The following is a 3,338-nucleotide window of genomic DNA, read 5'->3' as shown; positions in this document are numbered from 1 at the left end:
GGAATAAATAAATGAAATTTAATGATAAAAAAATAATAATGGGAATAGCATTAATTCTGTTAATTGGAGTTGTTGGAATTAAAGTTATAGGTTTTCAATATTCAGGTCTAGATAAAAAGGCAATACTTAAAACAGAAGATATTACAGAATAATATTACAGTAGATATTTTAATCGAATTTATAACTACTATTAAAAATTTATTTATAAAAAAACTCTATCTTAGATCACATATTACAGTGGCTAAGATAGAGTTTTTTAACTTTATTACTTGAACAACAGACCTAGTTGTTAGCGTATGAAAAAAGTAAATTTTTTGCTATTTACAAGGACTCATTTCACTTATTCTTATATCCATACATCTCATCTCTTTATATATAAGTACTCCTGCTGTTATAAAAGCAATACTATCTGCTATTGGACCTGCATACATAACACCATCAATACCTAAAAATTTTGGCAATATAATAACTAATGGTAATAAGAATATTATTTGTCTTGTCAATGATAATATAATACCCTTTTGAGATTTTCCAATAGATGTAAAAAAGTTTGATGTAAGTGGCTGAATACCATTTACAATTGTCATGAACATAAATATTCTAAAATATCTTTGCGCAAATTCAAAGTAATTTTCATCTCCCTGACCAAATATGCTTATTATTTGTCTCGGGAATATTTGGAAACATAAAAATGCAACAATAGAAATCAATGTAACTGCAATAGCTGCTGTTTTGTATGTTTTTTTGACTCTATCGTAATTTTGTGCTCCGTAATTAAATCCTACTATTGGCTGACATCCTTGTGAAATTCCTAATGTAAATGCCATATAAACTATATTAACTTTTGATATTACACCAACACTAGCAAGAGGTATTTCACTTCCATAATGTGATAAAGCCCCATAATAAGTAAGTGTATTATTCATAGTTATCTGAACAACCATCATAGCTAACTGATTAAAACATGCTGCTGCACCTAATGCTGATATAGCTAACACAAGTTTTTTTCTTAATTTGAAATTATTTCTTGATAGTTTTACACTTTTAAATTTGAAAAGGTATCTAGCAACAATTAGACTTGATAATATTTGACCAATAACAGTTGCATATGCAGCTCCTGCCATACCTAAGTCAAATACAAATATAAATATTGGATCAAGTATAGTATTTAATATTGCTCCAGACAATGTACTTAACATTGCATAGGTAGGACTACCATCAGAACGAATTAGATTACTACATCCTATAGAAAATATTAAAAATGGAATACCGAATGACGTTATTCTAGTATAAGTAAGTGCATAAGGCATTATATCTTTTGTTGCTCCAAATAAATGTAATAATGGATTTAAAAATATTATTACTAATAAAGATAAAGTTACTCCTGATATAATCATAGATATAACACTATTTCCTACTATGTAAGCAGCTTCTTCTTCTTTTTTTTGACCCATTCTAAGATTGAAATTAGAAGCACCACCTATTCCTAATAGAAGTGCTAATGCTGTACATATAGTATTTAGTGGAAATGCTATGTTAGTTGCTGCATTACCAAGCATTCCTACACCTTGGCCTATAAATATTTGGTCCACTATATTATATAGTGCGCTTACCAAAAAACTTATTATAGAAGGTGTTGCGAATTTAAAAATTAATTTACCTACATTATCGGTCGCTAATGGATTGTTTAAATTGTTTATGTTTGCTCCCATATAATCACTCCTCTACCTTTAATATTTTACCATTCTTTGTAATTTATTTCATATTTATTATTTTAATTTATATATATAAATTTTATTATCAATCAACTTTATTGCTATGTAAACATTATTTCTGTAGTATTATAACTAACATAGAAAAATATAAGGAGAAGTTAAATGAAGCTAGATAAAAAAGACTATGGGATAATCATAATAGGTATAATACTTGGAATGATATTCACAGAAAAAGTATCACAAATAGTATGGATTTTAGGAATCATATATTTTCTGCATAAGTATTTATGGCATGGAGAAAAATACGAACACTTATCAGATGACAATATAGAATTCATAGATAAAGAAAAATACTACCAAAGTCTAAAAAAAATTATGATATTTATAGATATATATTTAATTATAAAAATAATAATTATTCTATTAACAGATATTTATGTATATATAGGTATTGAAATAGCATTACTTATTCCAATTATAACAATTTATGGTGATAGCTTAAGTCGTAAATATATAAAGTCTATCAATGGAGAGGAAATTGTTAGAAATAGAAAATTTATTAAGAATAAAGTCCTAACTGCTTTTATACTTGTAATATTTGTGGGATATACTTACACTTACTTATCTAATATAAAAATAAATTCAAATGAAATAAAGTCAAACAACTACTCATATAGTCTGACTTATGATGACAATAAAAATAAAGTAGTTGAAGTTAAATCTAAAGATGATTTTCATCAAAGAGCAGAGTTTACGAAAAAAAATATTTCTTATATGGGTAAATATATAAAGTATAGCAAGAAATATGTATATATGAATATAGTAAAGGAATATTGTCTTGTAGCTACTATATTTATGTTCATACTTGCAGTTGCTCAAGTTAATTTTAAAGATAGAAAAAAATCTTCTACGTCAGTAAATGTGTTTTTGATATTGGCCTTGGTATTTTTAAGCATATGGTCAATTAATACAAATAATTTTCAGTACAACTTAACTAATTATTTTCATGAGTATGTAGAAACTTATTAAGTAGCAATTTTTATAAATATAATGAAAAATTAATTTTAAATCAAAGATAAATATAATTGAGCTAACATCATGTAAAAAAGTGGATCCCTATACAGGATCCACTTTTTTACATGCAAGGACATTATATTGACTTCAAACTTGTGGAAAACTTCTAGGTTAAAGTATTATCGATATATTTGAGAAGTTGTAAAAAAGTAAATTTTGAGCAACGGACGAAGTCGTTGGCGACATGAAGTGGAGCGCCCACGCAGTGGCTTAAGCGAAGCGAATTTTTAACAAAGATTTACTTAAAATATTTATTTACTATTTCATTTATTTTGCCCTCATCCAATGATGATGCAATACCTATATTTCCATTTAACATATGCCACACATAATTGTGAACTTGTACAGCATTTGAGAAATCTCCTTTTTTCCATCTATTTAGCTGACTACTTAAATACTTTTTAGCATCTTCATTATTTATGTATTTTATTGAATCTAGAGCTAAATCAATATTATCTGGAGTAATTTCTACCAATCCAAACTTCTTACCATCGCTTGCATTTATGATGCCGTTAGACATTTGATGGATAAAACTTACTACATCATATT

Annotated in this window: 4 protein-coding genes; 2 read left to right on the top strand and 2 right to left on the bottom strand. The window is 26.8% G+C overall.

Annotation, left to right across the window (positions count from 1 at the left end):
* Positions 1-11 precede the first annotated feature (11 nt).
* Positions 12-152, top strand: coding sequence for a hypothetical protein (locus tag J7G74_RS14180; protein ID WP_297136528.1), 141 nt, complete (start codon positions 12-14; stop codon positions 150-152).
* A gap of 165 nt (positions 153-317) precedes the next feature.
* Here the strand turns inward: J7G74_RS14180 and J7G74_RS14175 are convergent, their stop codons facing one another.
* Positions 318-1,712 carry an MATE family efflux transporter gene (locus tag J7G74_RS14175; protein WP_297136526.1) on the bottom strand — a complete coding sequence of 465 codons (1,395 nt, stop codon included), beginning with the start codon at positions 1,710-1,712 and terminating at the stop codon, positions 318-320.
* Positions 1,713-1,877: 165 nt separating this feature from the next.
* Here J7G74_RS14175 and J7G74_RS14170 point away from each other — a divergent pair, with 165 nt between their 5' ends.
* Positions 1,878-2,744, top strand: a complete 867-nt coding sequence (locus tag J7G74_RS14170) for a hypothetical protein (RefSeq protein ID WP_297136525.1) — start codon at positions 1,878-1,880, stop codon at positions 2,742-2,744.
* Between the two features lie 283 nt (positions 2,745-3,027).
* Here the strand turns inward: J7G74_RS14170 and J7G74_RS14165 are convergent.
* Positions 3,028-3,338, bottom strand: a 311-nt coding sequence (locus tag J7G74_RS14165; RefSeq protein ID WP_297136523.1) for a DUF6241 domain-containing protein, incomplete at its 5' end; no start/stop codon positions are given.

Origin of the sequence: Terrisporobacter sp., from assembly GCF_017888745.1 — a bacterium.
Lineage (GTDB): Bacteria > Bacillota > Clostridia > Peptostreptococcales > Peptostreptococcaceae > Terrisporobacter.
Note: the sequence above shows the minus strand (reverse complement) of the source record. Positions and strands in the feature narration are given on the sequence as shown.